General features: G+C 72.0%; 18 protein-coding genes and 1 pseudogene. 2 read left to right on the forward strand and 17 right to left on the reverse strand.

From position 1 onward, the window contains the following. Positions 1 to 566: 566 nt before the first annotated feature. Positions 567 to 1,022, forward strand: a pseudogene (locus ABZ371_RS16530) (M23 family metallopeptidase); the annotation flags it as partial. A 298-nt stretch (positions 1,023 to 1,320) separates the two neighbouring features. Here ABZ371_RS16530 and ABZ371_RS16535 read toward each other — a convergent pair. The 17 genes from ABZ371_RS16535 to ABZ371_RS16615 form a co-directional block, all read right to left on the reverse strand. Then, complete coding sequence (locus tag ABZ371_RS16535) at positions 1,321 to 1,878, reverse strand: helix-turn-helix domain-containing protein (protein ID WP_358679503.1); 558 nt, start codon at positions 1,876 to 1,878, stop codon at positions 1,321 to 1,323. A gap of 96 nt (positions 1,879 to 1,974) precedes the next feature. Continuing rightward, a complete protein-coding gene (gene whiG / locus ABZ371_RS16540; protein ID WP_358679471.1) occupies positions 1,975 to 2,811 on the reverse strand; it encodes an RNA polymerase sigma factor WhiG in 837 nt (278 codons plus the stop codon). 248 nt (positions 2,812 to 3,059) lie between these two features. After that, on the reverse strand, positions 3,060 to 4,232 hold the full coding sequence (gene dprA, locus ABZ371_RS16545; protein ID WP_358679474.1) for a DNA-processing protein DprA: 1,173 nt from the start codon (positions 4,230 to 4,232) through the stop codon (positions 3,060 to 3,062). Beyond that, positions 4,229 to 5,851 carry an ATP-binding protein gene (locus ABZ371_RS16550; RefSeq protein ID WP_358679477.1) on the reverse strand — a complete coding sequence of 541 codons (1,623 nt, stop codon included), beginning with the start codon at positions 5,849 to 5,851 and terminating at the stop codon, positions 4,229 to 4,231. The genes dprA and ABZ371_RS16550 overlap by 4 nt, the downstream gene beginning before the upstream one ends. Continuing rightward, positions 5,851 to 6,210, reverse strand: coding sequence for a YraN family protein (locus tag ABZ371_RS16555; RefSeq protein ID WP_358679480.1), 360 nt, complete (start codon positions 6,208 to 6,210; stop codon positions 5,851 to 5,853). Before ABZ371_RS16555 ends, ABZ371_RS16550 begins: the two co-directional genes overlap by 1 nt. 489 nt (positions 6,211 to 6,699) lie before the next feature. After that, positions 6,700 to 7,008, reverse strand: a complete 309-nt coding sequence (locus ABZ371_RS16560; RefSeq protein ID WP_003965949.1) for a DUF2469 domain-containing protein — start codon at positions 7,006 to 7,008, stop codon at positions 6,700 to 6,702. A gap of 63 nt (positions 7,009 to 7,071) precedes the next feature. After that, positions 7,072 to 7,560: an NUDIX hydrolase gene (locus tag ABZ371_RS16565; RefSeq protein ID WP_358679483.1), complete on the reverse strand. Its 489-nt coding sequence runs from the start codon at positions 7,558 to 7,560 to the stop codon at positions 7,072 to 7,074. Beyond that, entirely contained in the window at positions 7,550 to 8,338 is a 789-nt protein-coding gene (lepB, locus tag ABZ371_RS16570; RefSeq protein ID WP_358679486.1) for a signal peptidase I, read from the reverse strand. The genes ABZ371_RS16565 and lepB (ABZ371_RS16570) overlap by 11 nt, the downstream gene beginning before the upstream one ends. A 50-nt stretch (positions 8,339 to 8,388) precedes the next feature. Then, a complete protein-coding gene (gene lepB, locus ABZ371_RS16575) occupies positions 8,389 to 9,315 on the reverse strand; it encodes a signal peptidase I (protein ID WP_358679506.1) in 927 nt (308 codons plus the stop codon). Next, positions 9,233 to 10,291 carry a signal peptidase I gene (lepB, locus tag ABZ371_RS16580; protein ID WP_358679489.1) on the reverse strand — a complete coding sequence of 353 codons (1,059 nt, stop codon included), beginning with the start codon at positions 10,289 to 10,291 and terminating at the stop codon, positions 9,233 to 9,235. Before lepB (ABZ371_RS16580) ends, lepB (ABZ371_RS16575) begins: the two co-directional genes overlap by 83 nt. Further along, the gene (lepB, locus tag ABZ371_RS16585) at positions 10,284 to 11,045 is read right to left on the reverse strand and encodes a signal peptidase I (RefSeq protein WP_358679491.1); all 762 of its coding nucleotides are present in this window, start codon (positions 11,043 to 11,045) and stop codon (positions 10,284 to 10,286) included. Before lepB (ABZ371_RS16585) ends, lepB (ABZ371_RS16580) begins: the two co-directional genes overlap by 8 nt. A 45-nt stretch (positions 11,046 to 11,090) precedes the next feature. Then, positions 11,091 to 11,441: a 50S ribosomal protein L19 gene (gene rplS / locus ABZ371_RS16590; RefSeq protein WP_014048592.1), complete on the reverse strand. Its 351-nt coding sequence runs from the start codon at positions 11,439 to 11,441 to the stop codon at positions 11,091 to 11,093. Positions 11,442 to 11,565: 124 nt separating this feature from the next. After that, positions 11,566 to 12,387, reverse strand: coding sequence for a tRNA (guanosine(37)-N1)-methyltransferase TrmD (gene trmD / locus ABZ371_RS16595; RefSeq protein ID WP_358679494.1), 822 nt, complete (start codon positions 12,385 to 12,387; stop codon positions 11,566 to 11,568). Continuing rightward, positions 12,387 to 12,998 (reverse strand): ribosome maturation factor RimM, encoded by a 612-nt coding sequence (gene rimM, locus ABZ371_RS16600; RefSeq protein ID WP_358679509.1) that lies wholly within the window; start codon positions 12,996 to 12,998, stop codon positions 12,387 to 12,389. Before rimM ends, trmD begins: the two co-directional genes overlap by 1 nt. A 104-nt stretch (positions 12,999 to 13,102) precedes the next feature. Then, on the reverse strand, positions 13,103 to 13,342 hold the full coding sequence (locus ABZ371_RS16605; RefSeq protein WP_014153811.1) for an RNA-binding protein: 240 nt from the start codon (positions 13,340 to 13,342) through the stop codon (positions 13,103 to 13,105). A gap of 2 nt (positions 13,343 to 13,344) precedes the next feature. Continuing rightward, a complete protein-coding gene (gene rpsP, locus ABZ371_RS16610; protein ID WP_358679497.1) occupies positions 13,345 to 13,782 on the reverse strand; it encodes a 30S ribosomal protein S16 in 438 nt (145 codons plus the stop codon). A gap of 155 nt (positions 13,783 to 13,937) precedes the next feature. Beyond that, entirely contained in the window at positions 13,938 to 14,531 is a 594-nt protein-coding gene (locus ABZ371_RS16615) for a hypothetical protein (protein WP_003965961.1), read from the reverse strand. Between the two features lie 558 nt (positions 14,532 to 15,089). On the opposite strand from ABZ371_RS16615, the gene ABZ371_RS16620 reads away from it, so the two are divergent. Further along, positions 15,090 to 15,962 (forward strand): methyltransferase domain-containing protein, encoded by an 873-nt coding sequence (locus ABZ371_RS16620; RefSeq protein WP_358679500.1) that lies wholly within the window; start codon positions 15,090 to 15,092, stop codon positions 15,960 to 15,962. Positions 15,963 to 15,977 lie beyond the last annotated feature (15 nt).

A 15,977-nucleotide genomic window follows, 5' to 3' on the forward strand; every position in this document is an offset into this window, starting at 1 on the left:
CCGCCGTGTGACGGCGCAGGAGTTCCGCGCAGCGATCGGCGCACGACAGATTCCGAACTCGGCCTCCGCGATGACCGCCGAGAAGATCGTGGCTGGCGGGGCCCACGGCATCGGCTGGACCGGCGGTGCTGGCGGGGCCGGCGGCTCTGGCGGCTCTGGCGGCTCTGGCGGCTCTGGCGGCTCTGGCGGCGTTGCTCGGGCTGACGGTGTGGGTGGCGGTGGCGTTGCGGGAGGGGCCGGTGGTGGCGTCGCCGGGGTGGCCGACGGTGGAGGGGGCGCCCGTGGAACGAGTCGCGGTGCAGGCAGTGCTGCCCGCAGGACAGGCCACAGGGAGAGCGGGGGTTACGGGGCGAGCCGCAGTGCAGGCGATGCCCGTGGCACGGGCCGCAGTGCAGGCGGAGCCCGTGGGGCGGCCGGCGGCATCGGCCGCGTTGTCGGCGTCGGCGTCGGCCCGGAGGCCTGAGCCCGTCCCCATGCCCAGGCCCGCGTCCGCTTACGTACCTGTGCTCGTGCCCACGTCCACGTCCGAGGCCGGGCCCGCGCCGGTCCCCGGGCAGGCACCGGGCGGGGAGCGGGCCTGGCCGCTCGCGGGCCGGCCGCTCGTCGTGCGGGGATGGGAGCCGCCCGCCGGCCCGTACGGGCCGGGTCACCGCGGGGTCGACCTCGCCGCCCGGCCCGGCACGGCTGTGCGGGCGGCCGGTCCGGGCCGGGTTCTGTTCGCCGGGCCGGTCGCGGGCCAGGGAGTGCTTTCGGTGGAGGTGGCGAGGACCGGGGAGCCCCCGCTGCGCTTCACGTACCAGCCGGTGCGGACGGAGGTCGAGAAGGGCGACACCGTGACCGCGGGTCAGGTCGTGGGCGTCGTCGCACCCGGCCGCTCCCATTGCGCCGCCGGGTGTCTGCACTGGGGGCTGCGGCGTGGCGACACCTACCTGGACCCGCTGTCGATGCTCCCGCCCTCACTGCTGCGACGGGGCCCCTCCCGGCTGCTGCCGGTGTTCGGCGTGCCGCTGCCCGAGGCGGCACGTCCTGCGGCGGCACGTCCCGAGGCGGGGCGCACCGAGACGGGACACGCCGAAACGGAGCATCCCGGGGTGACCTCGACCCGTACCGGGCCGCTCGGCACCGCATCGCAGGGCGGGGAACATTCCGCGGCGCCCCTGACCGGAACCACTCCACCGCCGAGGGCCCTGTCCCGGCCGATGGCCCATGTGGTGGGTGCGGCGCTCCGGCCGGCGGTCTCCGCAGCGAGGGGCACAGACTCGCGGGACGCGCCCCCGACTCGCCGGAGCGGCGGCCGTTCGGCTGCTGCCGGCCCCGGGGTCAGCCCCGTACGCCGCGCAGGACCATCGCGACGGCCGTGTCCGCGACCACACCCGGTTCCTCCGCCACGCCCAGCTCGATGCGGCGCACCGCCGCGTCCACCGAGCCCTGGAGCAGCATGGCCGCCAGCCGGGGCTCGGCGTGGCCGAGATCGGCCAGCGCCTCGACGATCATGGCGATGAGCCCGCCGTGGGCGGCCCGGATCTTCTCCCGGGCGCCCGCGTCCAGCTCGCTGGCGGAGATCGCGACGACAGCCCGGTGCCGGCGGTCGCCGACGAGGTCGAGCTGCCTGCGGACGTACGCCTCGACCTTCTCCTCCGCCGTGCCGGCCCGGCTCATGGCGCTCTCGACCTCTGCGGCCCATACGGGGAAGTCGACGGCGCAGAGCTCTTCGACCACGGCGGCGCGGGACCGGAAGTACTCGTAGACGGATGACCGGGCGAGGCCCGTGCGCTCGGCGAGGGCGGGGAAGGTCAGCGCCTCCGTGCCTCCCTCGGACAGCAGGGACCGTGCGGCGTCCAGGAGGGCGCCGCGCTGCATCGTCCGGTGCTCGGCCACGGAGGCCGCTCGAATCCTGGGCACCCCACCACTCTACGGCGGCGCCTGTTCGAAGGGGGTGCGAGTCCGCCACGGGGCGGCCGGAGCCACCCGCACTCAGCGCCCGGCGTCCGCGAGTTTCGCCCGGAGCTGCAGGACCGACTTGGTGTGGATCTGGCTGACCCGGCTCTCGGTGACCCCGAGGACGTTGCCGATCTCCGCCAGGGTGAGGCCCTCGTAGTAGTAGAGCGTGACGACGGTCTTCTCCCGCTCGGGGAGCGTGTTGATGGCACGGGCCAGCAGCCGTTTGAGCTCCCGGCCCTCGGCGACCTCGACGGGGTCGTCGGCGGCGGTGTCCTCCAGGGTGTCCATCAGGCTGAGGCGGTCACCGCCCTCGCCTCCGACATGCAGCAGTTCCTCCAGCGCCACCACGTTGGCGAGGGACAACTGGCTGAACACCGCGTGCAGATCCTCGATGGCGATGCCCATCTCCGCCGCGACCTCACCCTCCGAGGGCGTGCGCCGCAGTCGCGCCTCCAAGGTCGCGTAGGCGCGTTCCACGTTGCGCGCCTTCTGCCGGACGGATCTGGGGATCCAGTCCAGTGCCCGCAGTTCGTCGATCATCGCGCCACGGATTCTCGTGATCGCGTACGTCTCGAACTTGATGGCGCGCTCGATGTCGAACTTCTCGATGGCGTCGATCAGTCCGAAGACCCCGGAGGAGACGAAGTCCGCCTGCTCCACGTTGGACGGCAGCCCCACACTCACCCGGCCCGCGACGTACTTGACCAGGGGCGAGTAGTGAAGAATCAGCTGCTCCCGCAACCGCCCGTCGCCGGTGGTCTTGTACGAACGCCACAACTCGTCGAGCGAGGAGGGGGCAGGGGGGCGCACAGTGCCACGCGCAGCCGGTGGAACTGCCGCGCGGTCAGACCCGGAGGTGTGCTGGGGCATGTGGTGCCTTGAGCCGTTCTGCTGTGAAGTGCTGGGACTGTCGCTGGAGTCGAATTCCTTGTGAGCGTAGCGTGACTGAGTTGTCGCGGTGAGCGCGGAACAAGCGATCCGCGGGGTGGAATGCCCCGGGATATCCGCCCTGCCGGACACGGCCGACGGCGCGGGCTGGCGGCGCGTGCACCGGCGTCAAAGGCCCGAGCACGTGCCGTCCGGGTCAGAGCATCACCTTTTCACCCGAATGCCCGGGGTCAAGCACCGCCTCGCCGGGTGTCCGCGTCACTTGGGGGTACGGGCGTCAACCGCCACCCGTCGCCCACGCTTTCGACGAACCCCAGTGAGTGCAGTTCGTACAACCGGCCGAGGGCTTGGTCCGTCGACGTGCCGGCGGCCCTGGCGACGTCCCGCCCGCTCACCAGGCCGCTCCACGGCAAGGCGTCCAGAATCCGCGCGGCGAGGTCGTCCAGCAGGTCCCTGGGCAGGACGGGGCCACGCCTGACCGGCGCTAGATCCCCGATCTCCCCCACCAGTTCGGCGATCTCGGCGGCGTCGGTGACGAGGACGCCCTCCCCGCGGAGCAGTTCGTGGACTCCCGCCGACAGGCCGCTGGTGGCAGGCCCCGGGACGCCCATGGTGAAGCGCCCCAACCGCTGAGCGTTCCTGGCGGTGACGAGTGATCCACTGCGGTACTGCGCCTCCACCACGACGGTGCCCCGCGTGAGGGCGGCGATCACCCTGTTGCGGAGGATGAACCTGCTGCGCGTCGGGTGCTCCGAGGGTGGCAACTCGCCCATCACCAGCCCTTGTTCCACGATGCGCCCGATCAGCTCCGTGTGCCCCTTGGGATACGCGACGTCGACGCCGCAGGCCAGCACCGCCATGGTCGCCCCGCCGACGGCGAGTGCCCCGCGGTGGGCGGCACCGTCGACCCCGAACGCCGCACCCGACACCACCACCCAGCCCCTCTCGGCGAGCCCGGCTCCGAGGGTGGCCGCCATGTGCGCCCCGTAGGGTGTGCAGGCCCTGGCTCCGACCAGCGCGACCGAGCGCAGCGCCCACAGGCGCAGGTCGGGCCCACCCCGCACCCACAGACCGATCGGCCGTGCGTCACCCAGGTCGTCGAGCTGGCTCGGCCACTCGGTGTCGCCGGGGCAGACGAACCGCCCGCCGGCAGCAGCCACCTCCGCCAGGTCACGCGCCGGATCGGCGGCTGCGACCCGCAGTCGGCAGGCGGCCAGCCGCTGCGCGGTCATCCCCTTCAGCGGCTGCGCCGGACCGCCTTCGCCCATGAGGCGCCGCACCAACTCGCTGGGCCCCACCTCGCGGATCCAGCGCCCTCCGCGCTCGTCCCCCGGCTCGAACACGCGGGTCAGGGCGGCCCGGGCCCGGCGGTCGGCCTCGACGTCCCGCGACAGGCCGCTCACGACGCGATCGCCCCGGCCACGGCTCCCCGGTGCAGGCCCGTACGCAGCTCCAGGGCGACCGCGATGTCCGAGGCGTCCGGCCGGTCGGCGGCTCTCAGGTCCGCCACCGTCCACGCCACACGCAGGACCCGGTCCAGGCCCCGGGCCGTGAGAAGGCCCCGCTCCATGTCCCGTTCGGCCGCCATCAGCGCACCGGGCGCCGCGAGCAGCCTTGTCCGCAGCTCGTGACCGGGCACCTCGCTGTTCGTGCTCCACGGGGTGCCGGCGAGCCGCGCCGCGGCCCGGGCCCTCGCCTCCCGCACCCGGACGGCGACCTCGGCCGAGGACTCGCCACGGCTGCCGCTCCCCAGGAGGTCCGCCCGGCTGACCGGCTCGGCCTCCACCCGCAGATCCACGCGGTCCAGCAGGGGGCCGGAAAGACGTGCCTGGTAGCGGCGGATCGCGGACGGCGGGCACTCACACCCCGCGCCGGCCAGCGTGTGCCTGCCGCACGGGCAGGGATTGGCTGCCAGCACCATCAGGAAGCGCGCGGGCAGCCGCACCACTCCGGCGGCGCGTGCCACCACGACGTGCCCGGATTCCAGGGGCTGGCGCAGAGCGTCCAGCGCCCGCCCGGAGAATTCCGGAGCCTCGTCGAGGAACAGTACGCCGCGATGGGCCAGGGAGACCGCGCCCGGCCTCGGCAGTCCGTTTCCCCCGCCGATGAGCGACTGCATCGTCGCCGAGTGGTGCGGCGCGCAGTAGGGCGGCCTGCCGACCAGGGGTTCACCGGGTGGGAGGATGCCCGCCACCGAGTGCACCGCCGTCACTTCCAGGGACTCCCGCCGGGTGAGCGGCGGGAGGATCGCCGTGATCCGCTCGGCCAGCATGGTCTTCCCCGCCCCGGGCGGCCCGGAGAGCAGGAGATGGTGTCCGCCGGCCGCCGCCACCTCCAGAGCCTTGCGCGCTCTCACCTGTCCCGCGACGTCGGCCATGTCGGGGCGGTGGCCCGCGTCCCGCGCGCCGTGCGCCGCGAGGCCGCTGCCGACGCCCGCACCCGGCACGAGCAGCCCTGACAGCATGGTGTCGGGGCGGCCCCGCTCCGGCACCGGCTCGTCGGGCACCGGTTCGTCACCGAGCACGGCGATCAACTGGCGCAGGCTGCGGACTCCGAGGACCGAGATGCCCGGCACGAGGGCCGCCTCCCCCGCGGTCTGCTCGGGCACGACGACCTGCTCGTAGCCCGCCTCCGCCGCCGCGAGCACCGCCGGGAGAACGCCGCGCACGGGCCGCACCCTGCCGTCCAGGCCCAGCTCCCCGATCATCACGACGTCGGCGATGGCCGCCGGATCGATCCGCTCCGCGGCACCGAGCACCGCGCACGCCACGGCCAGGTCGAAGCCCGAGCCGGCTTTCGGAACGGAGGCGGGGGACAGCCCCACGGTGAGCTTCTTCTGCGGCCACTCGGCCCCCGAGTTGACGACGGCCGCCCTGACCCGGTCCCTGCTTTCGATCAGGCTCTTGTCCGGCAGGCCGACCAGGGTGAAGGCCGCCACCCCCGGCTCCAGGTCGGCCTGCACCTCCACCACCACGCCTTCGACGCCCACGAGCGCCACGGAACAGGCCCGCGCGAACCCCATCAGGCCACGCCCCGCACGTGTTCCGCGACGGGCGCCCCACGCCTGGGCAGGACCACGCCCACGAGATCGATCCGGACACCACCGGGCGGCGGTCCGCCGTGCCGGTCGAGCCAGATCTCCGCGAGCCGGCGCAACCGCTCGGCCTTGACCGGTGTGACGGCCTCCATGGGGTGCTCGAAGGAGGCCGACCTGCGGGTCTTCACCTCGCAGACGACCACCGCGTCGCCGTCGGCGGCGACGATGTCGATCTCTCCGGCGCGACAGCGCCAGTTGCGGTCCAGTACGGACATCCCGGCATCCGTCAGCAGCCGCGCCGCCAGATCCTCGCCGTACCGCCCGAGTGCCCCCCGTGCGTTCATATCGGCACCACCTCCGGCACCGACTCTGACGCTTCCCGCCCGACCTGTTGGATCTTGGTGGACAACCCGGCCGTTGTGGACAACCCGGCCACCCGATGGGGTGAAGTGGTGCCGGGTGCGGTCCGAGGCGGCGCCGGCGGACGTTCGCCGCAGCGCCGGCGGCGGTGCGGGTGGGACCGGGGGCAGTGCGGGTGGAACCGGGGGCAGTGCGGGAAGCCCCCGGGTGTGGTCAGGGAAGCGCCGCGGGCAGTGCGGCAAGCGCCGACGGCGGTCCGGGAAGCACCGGGGGCAGCGTCAAGAGTGCCGAGGGCTGATCAAGAGCGCCGGGCCGGTGACCCGGCGGGGCCGGTGGGGCCGACGGCGACACCCCCGCGCCTGCGTCCCCCGCGCCAGGCCCTCCCGGACCGCGCGCGACCAGGTCGACTACGGGCGTGCCGTCCTCCGCCCCGGCCTGCCCCGCGCCCCGCACCACGTACGTACGACCGCCGGTCAGCCGCCCGGAAGTTCGAGGTCGCTCTTGTTCAGCTCCTCGATGTTCACGTCCTTGAACGTCAGGACCCGGACCTGCTTGACGAACCTGGCGGGCCGGTACATGTCCCAGACCCACGCGTCCGCCATGGAGACCTCGAAGAAGACCTCGCCCTGGACGGAGTGCACCTGCATCTCGTAGTCGTTGGTGAGGTAGAAACGCCGCTCGGTCTCGATCACGTATTTGAACAGACCGACGACATCGCGGTACTCCCGGTAGAGCTTCAGCTCCATCTCGGTCTCGTACTTCTCGAGGTCCTCGGCGCTCATGGCATGTTCCCCTTCAGCCGTGCGTCCCCCTATTGTGCGTCAGCCTCACATACCCCTGGCCTATTAGACGATTTCGGGGGCGAGAACCAGCGGATCACGCGGGGGACCCTCGGCGAGCAGCGTGCGCAGCAGCTCGGCGAGCCTGGTCGGGTACACCGTCTCACGCGTCGTGGAGAGTTCGGCGGAGGTCCACCACCTCAGACCCGCGACACTGCGCCGCTCCAGTTCGGTGAGGCCTCGCTGGTGCGTGGCGGTCCGGGTCGTCCGGGCGAGGAAGTACCACTCGTCCTGGTCCCACCGCCGCCCGTCGAAGGGGAAGGAGCAGATCCGCGTCCACAGCAGGGGTCCGAGAACGACGTCGGTGAGCCCGGTCTCCTCGGCGAGCTCGCGCAGCGCCGCCTCTTCCCTGCTCTCCCCGCCTTCCAGGCCGCCGCCCGGCGTGAACCACCAGCGCGTCGCGGGGTCGTCCGGCTCGAAGCCGTGGAGCAGCAGAACCCGGTCGTCGGGATCCAGGAGCACGATGCGCGCGACCCGGCGTGTCTCAGCCGGCATCGGCGGAGGATCCGGTCCGCTCATGCCTGCGCGCCGATCGGGCGGCGAGCGGACCGTAGGCGGCGCCACCCAGGATGAGCAGCAGACCGACCGCCGACGCACCGAGCTGCAACCGCAGCGGGCCGCTGGAGGACACGCCACCGGGCATGGCGGCGAAGGCGCCGGGCCGGTCGATCATGCCGTTCATCGGCCACGCCACCGCGTCGACCCGGGCCTCGACGGCGCTGCGAGGCACGGAGCCCTGTCCCGGGTCCGTGAGGTGGACCCTGGAGTCCAGCGATTCGCTGCGATCGTCACCGAGCAGGAAGAGCTGCCCGTCGGGCACCTCGGCCGTGAAGTCCTGACTGGAGGCGGGGCCCCCGCCGGCCTTGTTCCCGCCGCCTCCGGGGAGGGACACGCCGCCCCAGGCCCGCAGATACGGTTCCTCGACAGGCTTGCCGTCGATCGTGAGACGGCCTCCGTCGTCACAACAGGCGATCTTGTCGCCGCCCACACCGACGACCCTCTTCACCATGGGGACGTCGCCCCAGGCCTTGTCCGTGAAGACGACCACGTCACCGCGCCGCACGTCGTCGCCCGATATCCGCTGCGCAAGCACCCGGTCGCCGGCGTTCACCGTGGGTGTCATGGAACCGGTCGGCACGGTGTACGGCTTGTAGACGACCGCGCCCCAGGCGAAGCCGCCGAGGAAGAGCACACAGCCCAGGGCCACGGCCAGATTCGACAGCGTGCTGCCGAGCCGGCCCCGGCCCTCGCTCCTACGTCCTGCTCCGCTCATCCCGGCGCTCCCCCATCGGAGATCGACAATCGCTGGTCCGAGTCGGCACCCTACCGGGCGGTAGACCCGCCGGTCAGCCTCCGGCGCCGCCAGAACACGAGGGGCAGCGCGCCGGCTACGCCCAGTGCGCCCGGTAGGGCAGCCGAGGCTGCCGCGTTCAGCCCGGGCTGGTCGAACGTGCTCGGGACGGGCAGGGTCGCCCAGCGGTTCACCGGCCAGGCGATGACGATGGCCCGCCCGACCACCTCGTCCGTGGACACGGTGCCCTGACCGGGGAGCTCCTGGTGGTACCGGGAGTCCAGGGAGTTCTGCCGGTGGTCACCCATCACCCAGATCCGGCCCTCAGGCACGTGGATGGGGCCGAAGGGCTGGTCGTCGCACGCGCTGTTGCCCTCGAAGATGAACGCCTTGTCGTCCAGCGCCTTGCCGTTGACCGTGACCGGTCCGTTCTTCTTGCACTCCACGGTGTCACCGCCCACCGCGATGACCCGTTTGATCAGGTCTTTCTCCTCCGCGGACGGCATCAGCCCGATGAAGCTGAGGAACTTCTGCACGGCGTTGGGCTCCGGAGTCGCCGCGTCCTCCAGCCAGCCGCCCGGGTCGTGGAAGACGACCACCTCACCACGCTCGGGCTCCGAGCCGAACCACGGCGTCAGCTTGTCCACCAGCACCCGGTCGCCCCGCTGCAGCGTGTTCTGCATGGAGTCCGAGGGGATCGAGAACGCCTGCACGAGGAACGTCTTGATCAGCAGAGCGAGTACGAGCGCGATACCCACGAGGAGCGGCAGTTCCTTCCAGAACGACCGCGGCTTCCGCTGTGCCGGACTGCCACCTCCGGGGGAACCGTCGCCCGGGACGTCACCGGGCGGGTGCTCACCGCCCGCGGAGCCGCCGTCACCGGCCGCCTCCCTCGGAATCCCGCCGTCCGAAGGCCGGTCCTCGGGCCCGTCGTGTCCGGATCGTGCGCCGACCGCCAAATCCCCCACATCCACTCCTCACTCCGTGCCACCGCCCGCGCCGGAATCGGCGCAGGCCCACCACTCCCATAACGAGCGGGAGTTCCGCAGGGGTCGGGAGCAGGACCATTCCGTTGGGATCCTGGGAGGACACACTATTCGACGGGCCGGGTGCCGCCGTCGCCCCGGCGGGCCCGGCCGGGACCGAGGCGTACGTCGAGGGCTCCTCCAGCCGGCGCCAGTGGGCGTACGGCCAGGCGATGAGAACGGCCCTGCCCACCACCTCGTCCAGCGCCACCGTGCCGTTGCCCGGATCGTCGAGGTGGAAGCGCGAGTCGGCGGAGTTGGACCGGTGGTCGCCCATGACGAAGATCCGGCCCGGCGGAACCTTTACCTCGAATTGGAGCGTGGACGGTCCGCTGTCGGGATGCAGGTACGGCTCGTCGAGCGCCGTCCCGTTCACCGTGACCCTTCCGTCGGCGCCGCAGCACTTGACGGTGTCACCGCCGACGGCGACCACGCGTTTGATCAGGTCCTGTTCGTCCTCGGACGGCAGCAGGCCGATGAACGTCAGCAGTTCCTCGGCCTGCTTGACCCCGATCGGCGGCTCCCCGGCGGGGGCCTCCTCCTTCGGCAGCCAGCCGCCGGGGTCCTTGAAGACCACGACGTCGCCCCGCTCCGGTTCGGAGCCGAACCACGGCGTCAGCTTGTCCACCAGCACCCGGTCGCCGATCCTGATCGTCTGCTCCATCGACCCGGACGGGATCACGAACGCCTGGACGAGGAAGGTCTTGAGCACCAGCGCGATCACCAGCGCGACCAGGACCAGGAGGGGTATCTCCTTGATCGCGGACCGGCGCCGCCGGCGCTTCACCCTGCGGGCCAGCTTGCGGCGCTCCGCCCGGGTGGGCAGCGAACGGGCCGTGGTCGGACGCGATCCGGTGGGCAGTGGTACGTCGTGGTCCGGCTCCCCGCGCCTGCGTCCCCGGTTACCCATGCGCGGCGCCTGTCGGCCGTACGCCCGCGAAGGCGCCGGTCCCGGGCAGGGAGCCGAGCCTGCCGAGCGGCCAGCCGAGCCAGTCGACGCGTCCGACGACCCGGTCGACGGGGACCATGCCGCCGCCGGGCTGTCCCAGGTGGTCGCGGGAGTCGCGGGAGTTGCTGCGGTGGTCGCCCATCATCCACAGCGTGCCGGCCGGGACCACGATGTCGAACGCGACGGCGGACGGGTCGTCACCCGGGTGGAGGTAGTCCTCGTCCAGAGCGGTGCCGTTCACCTCGACTCTCCCCCGCTTGTCGCAGCAGACCACGCGATCGCCCCCCACGCCCACCACCCGCTTCACGAAGTCGGTCTCGGCGGGCTCGGTCAGCCCGAGGGAGGCGGCCGCCCCGCTCAGGAGGGTGGTGACGGTGTTCTCCCGCGGCGCCTCCTGCACGAAGGATCCGGTGCCGTCGAAGACCACCACGTCGCCGCGCCCGGGCTCGGAGCCGAAACGGTACGCCAGTTTGTTGACGAGTACACGGTCTCCCACCCGCAGCGTGGGCTCCATCGAGCCGCTGGGGATGAGGAAGGGCTGCAGCACGAAGGCGCTGAAGAGCAGCAGGGCGACGGTCGCGCCCGCGCCCAGGAGGACGGCCCGCGCCCAGGACATCGTGGTGGCCGGGACATGCGTGGAGCGCGACCCCTCCTCCTGCCCCTCTTCGGGGGTGGAGGAGCGATCGCGCTCCGTGTGCTGTGCTTCCGTGTCCATCGGGGCCGCATCCTATCCGGCCGCGCTGTGGACGCCGGAGGTGAATCAGCGGTCGCGCTTCTCCTTGATCTTCGCGGCCTTGCCGCGCAGCTCACGGAGGAAGTACAGCTTGGCGCGACGGACGTCACCGCGGGTGACCAGCTCGATCTTCTCGAAGATCGGGCTGTGCACCGGGAAGGTGCGCTCGACGCCGACGCTGAAGGAGACCTTGCGGACCGTGAAGGTCTCGCTGACGCCCGAGCCCTGGCGGCGGATGACGATGCCCTTGAACTGCTGGATACGGGAGCGGTTGCCCTCGATCACGCGCACGTGGACGTTGACCGTGTCGCCGGGGCGGAACGCCGGGAGGTCGGTACGGAGCGAGGCGGCGTTGACGCCATCGAGCAGGGAAGCCATGTTGTCTGCTTTCTTCGCCGATGCCACAGGTCATCGACGGGAGAGGGTGAAGTTCGGATGCTGGTCACATCGGACGGGCGTCTTTCCCCCTGTGGCAGGGGCGCGCGCCGGACGTACAGCTCGCCTATTCTTCCACGGCCTCGGGCCTGCGCCAAAATCGCCCGTCGGGCCCGGGTGACCAGCCGAGTATGGAGAGGATCTCGCGGTCCTTCTTGTCGAAGCCGGCCGCCTCGCACCGCTCGATGAGATCAGGGCGGTTGAGGGCGGTGCGACGGAAGGCCTCGTCCCGGCGCCAGCGGGCGATGCGCCCGTGATGGCCACTGAGCAGGACGTCGGGAATGCTCCGGCCGCGCCACTCCGGCGGCTTCGTGTAGACCGGCCCCTCCAGCAGATCGGCCATCGCTCCGGGCGCGAAGGAGTCGTCCCTGTGCGATGCGGCGTTGCCCAGCACACCGGGCAGCAGCCGGGCCACGGCCTCGGTGATCACCAGGCAGGCGGCTTCCCCGCCCGCCAGGACGTAGTCCCCGATGGACACCTCCACGACGGGCACCCTGGTGGCGTACTCGTCCATGACGCGGCGGTCGATGCCCTCGTACCTGGCGGGGGCGAAGACCAGCCACGGCCGCTCGGACAGCTCGACGGCCAGCTCCTGGGTGAAGGGCCGGCCGCTGGGCGTGGGGACCACCAGCACCGGGGAGTGCGCCCCCGTCTCGTAGCCGTCGGCCAGCACGTCGTCCAGGGCCTCGCCCCACGGCTCGGTCTTCATGACCATGCCGGGGCCCCCGCCGTACGGGGTGTCGTCCACGGTGTTGTGCCGGTCGTGCGTCCAGTCCCGCAGGTCGTGCACGTGCACGTCGAGGCGCCCGCGGGCGCGGGCCTTGCCCACGAGCGAGACGTTCAGCGGTTCCAGGTACTCGGGAAAGATCGTGACGACGTCGAGCCGCATCACGCGTCACCCCGCTTCGCCCCACCGGGGGCCTCCCCCGACGCCGGCGGCGCACCGGCGCCCTCGCTCCCGGCGTCGCGCTCCGAGGCGACCACGGCCTCGTTGTCGTCGATCAGGCCGGGCGGCGGGGAGATGACGGCCCGCTGCTCCTCCAGGTCGATCTCGGTGACGATCTCCTCCACGAACGGGATCATCACCTCACTGCCGTCCGGGCGCTCCACGATGAAGAGGTCCTGGGACGGCAGGTGGGTGATCTCGGTGATCCGGCCGATCACCGTGCCGTCCGCGAGGACCACGTCGAGGTCCATCAGCTGGTGGTCGTAGAACTCGTCCTCCTCCTCCGGCAGTTCGGCCGGATCGACCTCGGCGATCAGGAGGGTGTTGCGGAGCGCCTCGGCCGCCGTGCGGTCGCGTACGCCCTCGAAGCGCAGCAGCAGCCTGCCGCTGTGCACCCGCCCGGTCTCGATCGTCAGGGGTCCGGTCGCGGCCGGTTCCGTGGCCAGCACGGCCCCGGGTCCGAGCCGGAGTTCGGGCTCGTCGGTGCGCACCTCGACGGTGACCTCGCCCTTGATGCCGTGGGCGCGACCGATCCGCGCCACTACCAACTGCACGCTGTTCTCCTGATGATCATGTACTGAGGAGGCGGTCATGTACGGACGACAAAGGCCGGGGACGGCTCGAAAGCCCTCCCCGGCCCCTGCCGGTGTTCAACTCTTCAGCGAACCTGGTCCACGTCGACGAGGTCGACACGGATACCACGTCCGCCGATGGCACCCACGACGGTACGCAGGGCGCGCGCGGTGCGGCCGTTGCGGCCGATCACCTTGCCGAGGTCGTCGGGATGGACCCGGACCTCCAGCACGCGTCCACGGCGCAGGTCGCGCGAGGCGACCTGCACATCGTCGGGGTTGTCGACGATGCCCTTCACGAGGTGCTCAAGAGCCTCCTCGAGCATGCTCAGGCCTCGGTCGACTCGGTGGACGCGGCGTCGGCCGCCTCGTCCGCCTTCTTGTCCGACTTCTTGGCCTTCTGGGTGATGGCCTCACCCTTGGCCTCGTCGCCGTCCGTGGTCAGAGCCTCGAACAGGGCGCGCTTGTCAGCCTTGGGCTCCGGCTGCAGCAGCGGCGCGGGGGCCGGGAGGCCCTTGTGGGCCTGCCAGTCACCGGTGAGCTTGAGGATCGCGAGGACCGGCTCGGTCGGCTGGGCGCCGACGGACAGCCAGTACTGCGCACGCTCCGAGTTGACCTCGATGCGCGAGGGGTTCTGCACCGGGTGGTACAGGCCGATCTCCTCGATGGCCCGGCCGTCACGGCGGGTACGGGAGTCGGCGACGACGATGCGGTAGTGAGGCGAACGGATCTTGCCCAGACGCTTCAGCTTGATCTTGACTGCCACGGAAGTGGTGTCTCCTGGTCTCTGACGTGGTTGGGCACAAAAGATGCCACGTGGGGTTGCGGTACTCGGGTGCCCGATGGACGCGTCAGCCGGAGGAGAGAGGGGTCCTATGCGACTGTCGAGTACAGCTGACCATTGTGCCACACCACGTCCGGTCACCCCACCGCGACCGCCGCTTCGGGGATCCGGAAGGGCTTGCCGCATCCGCCGCAGACGATGGGCGCCTGGGCGAGGACCGACGGGACGACGCGGACGTTGCGCCCGCAGTCGCAGACGGCCTTGACCCGCACCCCTCCTCCGGAGGATCCGTGCCGGGCGGCCGGACCGCGGAACGAGCGCTTGGTGTCCGCGGCCGTGGCCACGGTGTGCGCCTTGAGCGCGCGCTGCAGCCGCTCCGTGGTCGGGCGGTATCTGCGTTTGGCCTCGGGGTTCAGCGTCACCAGCGAGAATCCGCTGCTGGGGTGGGGTTCCTCGGCATGGTCGAGGCCCAGCTCCTCGGCGATCGCGAGGAAGCGCCGGTTGTGGTAGCGGCCGGCCCGGGAGGTGTCCCGGACACCTCTCGCGGCGGCGATGCCGTGGACTGCCTCATGGAGCAGTCGTTCGAAGGAGAGCTCGGCGCCACAGGCGGACGAGGACTCTCCGATCAGGGACTCTGGCGCGGCTAGATCGGGCAGCTCGGGGTGGTACCGCTGAATGTCGGCCCACGCCTGTGCCAGCTCTGCGGCAAGTACAGGTGGTGTCGTGCTCACGTCGTGACAACGAGCCTGACTGCTCCGGTGTTCCTATTCCGGAACATCCCAAATAATTTGCACGTACCAGTCAGTTGCCGTTGATGCGTCCGGACGAGGGCGGGTGCCCTGATCTGCGGAGAAGTCGCACAGCTCACACCAAGGCGGTACGTAGCGCGCGGTACGCACCCGGGCGGGGGGTGCCGTACGCACCGGCGCGTAGACGGGCCCCGTTCCGCCGCGCGGCAGCCGCGGAACGACCCTACCCGGGCGCACGGAAACCGGCCCGTACGCCCCCGCCGGGTCCGGCCACGGCGCTCTCGACGTGCTGCCTCACGCCTGTCGGGTAAGACTGTGAGGAAGCGGGCAGCAGGCGTGCCGGCCCCGGCCCCGCCGTCACGACCCGGTTCCGGGGGCGCACGACCGGAGCACGCCGTCACTGCCATCCGACCCCACCCGACCCCTGGACGGAACCGCCTGTGCGGAGTTGTCTGGCATACGGGGGTTGCGGGGGCGCACACACACCAGGGGGACCGAACTCGGGCACGACCGAACTCTCGGCGGATTGGGGCGCATTCCATGACACCAACGCTCGTCCGGCACCACAGGTACGCGGACTCGTCCGCCCCGGTGGACGCCGGTACCCGTGCCCGTGACTGGGCCGAGATCCAGGAGCGCATGCTGGCACCGCTGTACGAAGCGGTGTTCGACCGGCTCGAGGTCGGCGCCGGCACCCGGATGCTCTCCATCGGCTGCGGTTCCGGGCTCGCGCTGCTGATCGCGGCCTCGCGAGGAGCGCGCGTCACCGGCGTGGACACCGACCGCGAACGGCTCGCCCTGGCACGGGAGCGCCTCGCGTCCGACCCGGCCGTCCGGCCCGGTCCCGACCGGGCGGCGGCGGCGCACGCGAGGCTGGTGGAGGGCGCCCCCGCGGCGGCCTCTCCGGCCGGCCAAGCGCCGTACAACCTGCTCACCGCCTTCAACCCGATCGGCTGCGCGACCGGTGATTCCGACGGACTCGCGCCCGCGCTCGCCTCGGCCGTCCCGCTGGCCGCGCGCGGGGCCACCGTGGTGCTCACCGGCTGGGGACCGCCCGAGCGGTGTGCCACGGCCCCGGTGCTCCGGGTGGCGAGCCGGCTCGCCGAGTCGGCGCGCACCCCGCGCTCCGGCAACGGCTGGCGGCCGGCGCTGCGGGACGACCTGGAGGAGGTCGCGGCACGGGCCGGGCTGAAGCCGGACGGCTCGGGCCGGGTCTCCTGCCCGTTCGGCTACGCGGACGTGGACAGCGCGGTGCGCGGTCTGCTGTCGACCGGGCTGTTCGACGCGGCGGTGCGGGCGACCGACCGCTCCCAGGTCGAGAAGGAGGTCGCCGAGGCGCTCCATCCGCACCTGCGGCCCGACGGCACGGTATGGATGCCGAACGTCTTCCGCTACCTGGTGTGCGTGGCCTAGGAACACACCGCCGCC

This window comes from Streptomyces sp. NPDC005899 (genome assembly GCF_040629645.1).
Classification (GTDB): Bacteria; Actinomycetota; Actinomycetes; order Streptomycetales; family Streptomycetaceae; genus Streptomyces.

Coding starts and splice junctions, on each gene's coding strand:
- whiG (WP_358679471.1), bottom strand. CDS start 2,811: ATGCCCCAGCACACCTCCGGGTCTGACCGCGCGGCAGTTCCACCGGCT.
- ABZ371_RS16550 (WP_358679477.1), bottom strand. CDS start 5,851: ATGGGGTTCGCGCGGGCCTGTTCCGTGGCGCTCGTGGGCGTCGAAGGC.
- ABZ371_RS16555 (WP_358679480.1), bottom strand. CDS start 6,210: ATGAACGCACGGGGGGCACTCGGGCGGTACGGCGAGGATCTGGCGGCG.
- ABZ371_RS16560 (WP_003965949.1), bottom strand. CDS start 7,008: ATGAGCGCCGAGGACCTCGAGAAGTACGAGACCGAGATGGAGCTGAAG.
- ABZ371_RS16565 (WP_358679483.1), bottom strand. CDS start 7,560: ATGCCGGCTGAGACACGCCGGGTCGCGCGCATCGTGCTCCTGGATCCC.
- lepB (WP_358679486.1), bottom strand. CDS start 8,338: ATGAGCGGAGCAGGACGTAGGAGCGAGGGCCGGGGCCGGCTCGGCAGC.
- lepB (WP_358679489.1), bottom strand. CDS start 10,291: ATGGGTAACCGGGGACGCAGGCGCGGGGAGCCGGACCACGACGTACCA.
- lepB (WP_358679491.1), bottom strand. CDS start 11,045: ATGGACACGGAAGCACAGCACACGGAGCGCGATCGCTCCTCCACCCCC.
- rplS (WP_014048592.1), bottom strand. CDS start 11,441: ATGGCTTCCCTGCTCGATGGCGTCAACGCCGCCTCGCTCCGTACCGAC.
- trmD (WP_358679494.1), bottom strand. CDS start 12,387: ATGCGGCTCGACGTCGTCACGATCTTTCCCGAGTACCTGGAACCGCTG.
- ABZ371_RS16605 (WP_014153811.1), bottom strand. CDS start 13,342: ATGCTCGAGGAGGCTCTTGAGCACCTCGTGAAGGGCATCGTCGACAAC.
- ABZ371_RS16620 (WP_358679500.1), top strand. CDS start 15,090: ATGACACCAACGCTCGTCCGGCACCACAGGTACGCGGACTCGTCCGCC.